4 protein-coding genes are annotated in these 5703 nt (G+C 67.4%); all 4 read left to right on the top strand.

The window, feature by feature from the left end; all coding sequences use genetic code 11:
• On the top strand, positions 1–317 hold a 317-nt coding region (locus HOP12_01215; protein NOT32766.1), incomplete at its 5' end, for a bifunctional folylpolyglutamate synthase/dihydrofolate synthase.
• Positions 314–4057, top strand: a complete 3744-nt coding sequence (locus tag HOP12_01210) for a hypothetical protein (GenBank protein ID NOT32765.1) — start codon at positions 314–316, stop codon at positions 4055–4057. The genes HOP12_01215 and HOP12_01210, both read left to right, overlap by 4 nt.
• A gap of 249 nt (positions 4058–4306) precedes the next feature.
• Positions 4307–5206: a hypothetical protein gene (locus HOP12_01205; protein NOT32764.1), complete on the top strand. Its 900-nt coding sequence runs from the start codon at positions 4307–4309 to the stop codon at positions 5204–5206.
• Positions 5207–5321: 115 nt separating this feature from the next.
• Positions 5322–5703: hypothetical protein (locus HOP12_01200; GenBank protein ID NOT32763.1), on the top strand; the 382-nt coding region annotated here is incomplete at its 3' end.

The following is a 5703-nucleotide window of genomic DNA, read 5'->3' as shown; positions in this document are numbered from 1 at the left end:
TCGCGCCGCCGCGCGCGGTGGAGCTGGCGCTGTCACGCGACAAACCGCTCGACGGCATGCTCGCGCCACTCGCAGCGCTCGCGCCGGGGGCGAGACTCATCGCCACGCGGACCCGCAGCGAGCGCGCGATGGAGCCGGAGGTGATTCGTGTCGCGGCCGAGCGCCACGGCTTCGACGCTTCGATCGCGGACGACGTCGCGACCGCCGCCCGAGAGGCGCTCGCGGACTCCGAGGGAACGGTGCTCCTGACCGGATCGCTGTTCGCGGTCGGTGAAGCCATGGAGGCGCTGGGCGGGGCGCCGGGAGAGCTGCTGTGAAGCGCATCACGGTGTTCGTGTGGCCGGTGGTGCTCGCCGCGCTGGCGGCGTTCGCAGCTTCATGCGCACCGCGCGTGCTCTCACGCCCGCCGGGTGCCGCACTCGGCGACTCGGTCGCGATGCTTCGCGACCCGATCGCCGCGCTCAACGACTCGCTGATGCGCGCGCGCGGCGGCGTCGAGTCAGCGGCTGACTCGGGCGCGGTGTCGGACTCGGCGCGCGCGGCCCTGACCGCCGATTCGCTGGTGCGCGCCGGCGCGGCGATCCATGTGGAGACCCGGTCGGCGCTCGAGGCGCGCAAGCGCCGCGCGCCGGATCCACCGCTCAACATCGCGGCCTCGAACGTCACCGGCTCGCACGGTCCCGAAGGCGACATCGTGATGCTGAACGGCAACGTCCGCATCACGCGCGGTCGCACCGTCATCACCGCCGACCGCGGCCGCTACGAACGCGAAGCCGGCATGCTGTACCTGGACGATCGGGTGCGGCTGGTGGACAGCACCACGGTGGCGACCTGTGATCACGCGTCCTACAACGAGGGACAGGATCTGTTGTGGCTGACCGGGAACGTGGTGTTTCGCGACCGTGGCGCCACGCTTCGTGCTCCATCGGGCACGTTCGACCGTCGCGCCGGCCGCGCCGAACTGATGCAGCAGGTGATCGCCGAGGACAGCACCCAGACCGTCACCGCGGATCACCTCACGTACTGGCGGGATCTCCAGTTGCTGCAGACCCGAGGACACGTCGTGGCGATCGACCGCGAGCACAACGTCACGATGCGCGCCGACTCGGTCGACTACGACCGGGTCAGCAAAGACGCGATCGCGACCGGATCGCCGAGCCTCGAAGCGCTCGACGAGGACGGCGAGGGCACTACGGTGCTGTCGGCGCTGCGCCTCAAGGTCAACAGCGAGAACCGCATCGCGATGGCGCTCGACTCCGTGCGAGTGGTCCGCGACACGCTGCAGGCCCGCGCCGACTCGGCGGTGTTCGATGATCGCGCCGGGCGCGCGTGGCTGTTCGGCCACCCGCGCGCCTGGGACACCGAGACCACGGTGACCGGCGACACGCTCGAAATGTGGAGCGAGGGCCGCGAGCTGCGCCGCTTCGTGGTGCGCCGCAATGCGGTCATGGACTACGTCGGCAATCGCCCGGATTCGCGCGGGGAGACCAGCCGGTTGACCGGCGATCGGGTCGACGTGTTCGTCGACGAGGATCGCATCGACAGCCTGCTGGCGCTGGGATCGGCTCGCAGCGTGTATACCTCGCGGGCGCGCGAGGGCAAGACCCCGGAACAGAATCAGGCGCTCGGCGACACCATCCTGGTCTACTTCAAGGATCGCAAGGTCGAGCGGGCGCTGGTGCTGGGCCATGCCAGCGGCGAGTACCGGTTCGGAGTCGCCGAGGACGACACCGCCGCAGCGCGTCGCGAATTCGTGCGCTATGAGTCACCGCGCATCGAGTTCTTCGTGCCGCGCGACCTCATCGTGCTGGGCCCGCGCGCCTCGCTCGAGTATCGCGACCTGGCGCTCAGCGCGCAGCGCGTCGAGTTCGACAGTCAGGCGCAGTCGCTCAAGGCGAGTGGCACGCCGGAGCTGCTCGATCGTGGCGATCGCGTGACCGGCCGGCTCATGACCTATGACCTCGAGACCGAGGCGGGAACCATCTACGACGCGCGCACCAACTACGAAAAGGGCATCTACCGCGGCGACCAGATCCGCAAAGTCGGTGAGAACGTGCTCAACGTGAAGCACGGCGTCTACACCACTTGCGACCTCGAGCATCCGCACTATCACTTCGCGGCGCGCTACATGAAGATCCAGCTCAAGGACAAGCTGGTGGCACGACCGGTGGTGTTCTTCATCAAGAACGTGCCGCTGCTGGCGCTGCCGTTCTACGTGTTCCCGACCAAGCCGGGGCGCCACTCGGGACTGCTGCTGCCGCAGGTCGAATTCGGGTTCAGCAGTCAGGGCGGGCAGTTCGTTCGCAACGCCGGCTACTACTATGCGCCGAACGACTATATGGACTTCACGGTCTCGGGCGACTACTACCGGGCCGATCCCTCGTTCGTGCTGCGCGCGGAGTCGTTCTACAAACTGCAGTACGTGCTCAACGGTTACTTCACCGGCTCCTTCCGGCGTGACGACCGGGTGTCGAGCCAGGACTACAGCTTCAGCGGCGACCACTCGCAGGAACTCTCGCCGCGCACCCGGTTGCTGGCCGGCGCGAACTTCGTGTCGAGCCGCGACTACCAGCGCGATCCGCAATACGGTACCAACCTGGGCAACCGGTTGAATCGCTTCCTCACTTCCAAGCTCTATCTGACCCACAACGCGGACTGGGCGAGCTTCACCGCACTGGTCGATCGGCGCCAGGACCTCGATGCCGACGAGTCGATCCGGTTTCGTGACGGATTCGGTGGCCTCACCCCGCCGGCGATCGGAACGCTGGCCGCGCTTCCCAATCTGCTCGAGTCAGCGCCGCAGATGTCAGTTTCGTTCCCGACCCGCTCGCTCGGCTCGATCTCCGCGATCAAGAACAGCCCGTTCGCAAAACCGCTCGGCACCATGTACCTGAGCCTCAGCGCGACCGTGCAACGCCAGCACGAGCGTCGTGCGGTGGTGGCCGGCTACGCGCCGTTCAATCCCGATCCGGTGACGATCGATTCGACCGCGCTGCTCACCCAGCGCGACAGCACGCGCAGCGGCGGCGTCACTCAGTTCTCGATCACCGATTCGAGGCGCCTGTTCGGGTGGCTGAACGTGGCGCCGCGGTTCTCGGCCACCGGCGCGCTGTTCGATCGCGACGTGCTCGGGAATCGATGGGTGGGGACCGGAACTTGGAACTCCGGGATCTCGACCAGCTCGACGTTCTACGGCACGTTTCGCTCGTCGATCGGGCGCCTGGTCGGTCTGCGTCACGTCGTGTTCCCGAGCGTGAGCTATGGCTACAGCCCCGACTTCGAGCAACTGACCTACATCGACGCAAACGGCGTGCGCCGGCAGCGCTTCTCGTCATTCGGTTCGATCGGCGTGTCGGGATTCCGCAACTCGAGCCTGTCGTTCAACGTCGATCAGCGGCTGCAGGCCAAGTGGAAACGCGGTGACGACGTGCTGCGACTCGACAACCTGCTCAGCTGGTCGACGAGCGGAAGCTACAACTTCCTGTTCCGCGAGCAGGGCCAGCTGCGCGGGCTGTCGGATCTCGGAACGGTCTTGCGGCTGCAGCCGCCCGGGCTGGTGTCCGCCGACGTGAGCAGCCGCGTCGATCCCTACAGTCAGCGGCCGCTGCGCACGCTGGGGTTCAACCTCAACGCGAACTTCAGCGGCAGCCTGCTGGGCTCGGGCGACGCCACGCAGACGCCCTATACCAGCACCTTCGACAACTCGCCGGATGCGTTCAGTCAGCCGTGGTCGCTGGCGCTCTCGTACTCGTACTCCGGTGGCTACGCGGGTCTCGGACAGTGGAGCAGCACGCGCTACATGAACGGGGTCGCGAGTTCGAATCTGTCCAAGTGGTGGCGTGCCGAGTACCTCGCGACCTACGACTTCAATTCGCGCTCGCTGCTCTCGCAGCGCTTCGGGCTGACGCGTGACCTGCACTGCTGGTTCGCGACCTTCTCCCGCAGCTTCGTGATCGGCGGCGAGGCCGAGTACTACTTCAAGATCGGACTCAAGGACCTGCGCGAGATCTTCTACGAACGCGGAACGCGCCAGCAGACCTTCGGCGGAATCCAGTAGGTTGTGCGGCGAAGATTGTAGTCGGCCTGGGAGCTGCAGTGGCTTCAGCACATGTCTGCCCGCGCAGCTCTGTTCATCCCACCGCACTGTCCGCGAACCGATTGCCAGTTCCATCGTTACCACAGTGGCTGGCGGTGGACGCGCTTCGGCGTCTATCAGCGCCATTGTGAACCGCGCACCATACATCGGTTCCGCTGTAGTCACTGCCGCCACACTTTCAGCACCCAGTCCTTCAGCCCTACCTACTGGTTGAAACGCCCCGAGCTGCTGGCCGCGGTGTTCCAGCGCCTGCTGACCTGCGCGGGCTATCGCCAGATCGCTCGCGAGGCCCGGTGTGCCGCCACCACGGTGATGGGTCTCGCCGCGCGCCTCGGCCGTCATGCGCTGCTGTTTCTTCACGAGCAGCGCCCCCGCGGCGAGATCTCGGAAGCGCTGGTGATCGATGGTTTCGAGTCGTTCGAGTTCAGCCAGTACCACCCACTTCACCTGAACCTGGTGGTGGGTGCCGCGTCTCATTACCTCTACGCCTTCACCGAATCAGAGCTGCGCCGCAAGGGCCGCATGACAGCACGCCAGAAGTGGCGTCGCGGACTGCTCGAAGCGCGTCACGGGCGTCCCAGTCCGCGCACGATCGAACACGGCATGGCGGCTGCCCTCCAGATCGCCGCGCCCCAGCCGCAGGCCCTCGTCGTTCGCTCCGACGAGCATGACGACTACCCGCGCGCCATGCGGCGACTGCAAGGCTGGAGGATTCGCCACGAGCGCACCTCGAGCCGTGAGGCGCGCCACGCAGGGAATCCCCTGTTCCCGGTCAACCGCATGGACCTGCTGCTGCGCCACAACAGTGCCAACCACAAGCGCGAAACGATCGCGTTTAGCAAGCGTCGACAGAGCGTCATCGAGCGGGCCGCAATGCTGGCTGTGTGGCAGAACTTCATCAAACCGTTCTCGGAGCGCCACGGCGGCGGCACCCCGGCGATGCGGCTGGGCCTGGGGCAGCGGCCTCTCGAGGTCGCCGAACTGCTCGAGCGACGGCGGTTCCCCAGCCTCATTGCCCTGCCGCACCCGTGGGCACGCTACTACCGGCGCGAGATCGACACGCGACGCATCGCCCGGCCCAGCCGTCACCGCCTCATGCTGGCCTTTTGAACGCCGTGCGAGCGGGCTCGGCGTTCGCGCGTGCCCTAGGTTTCAACATTCTTCGCCACACAACCCATCCAGTAACGCGCTTGCCGCGCGTCCGCGCGGGCGCAACACTGCCGCCATGTCCCGCTGGATCGTGGCCTGTGACGCGTGCGAAGTGCGCTTTGTGACCGGAGGTGGGGTCTCCGGCGCGGCCGCGGGGACTCGTGCGTGGTGCGAGGGCTGTCAGCGCGCGGTGGCGGCGGGCGAAGCGGTCGACCGCGGGTGTCCCAGGTGCGCGGGCGAACTCACGACCGGCGCGCCGCGTTTCGAAGAGCTATTCGGCCAGGTGCAGGACCTGGCGGCGGTAGTCGAAACCTGGGCCGGGCGTCCGGAGTCGCTCCGGCGGCTGTTGCCGGAGCGTCCGCGCTACCTCGTCGACCTGACCCCTCCGCCGAGTGAAGTCGGCGACGCGGCGAGGCTGCGCGGCGCGCTCGAGGCCCTCGCGCGCGGCGCAGCCTCGC

The sequence above is a fragment of the Candidatus Eisenbacteria bacterium genome (assembly GCA_013140805.1).
Lineage (GTDB): Bacteria > Eisenbacteria > RBG-16-71-46 > RBG-16-71-46 > RBG-16-71-46 > JABFRW01.
This window is presented reverse-complemented; position numbering and strand designations above follow the sequence as displayed.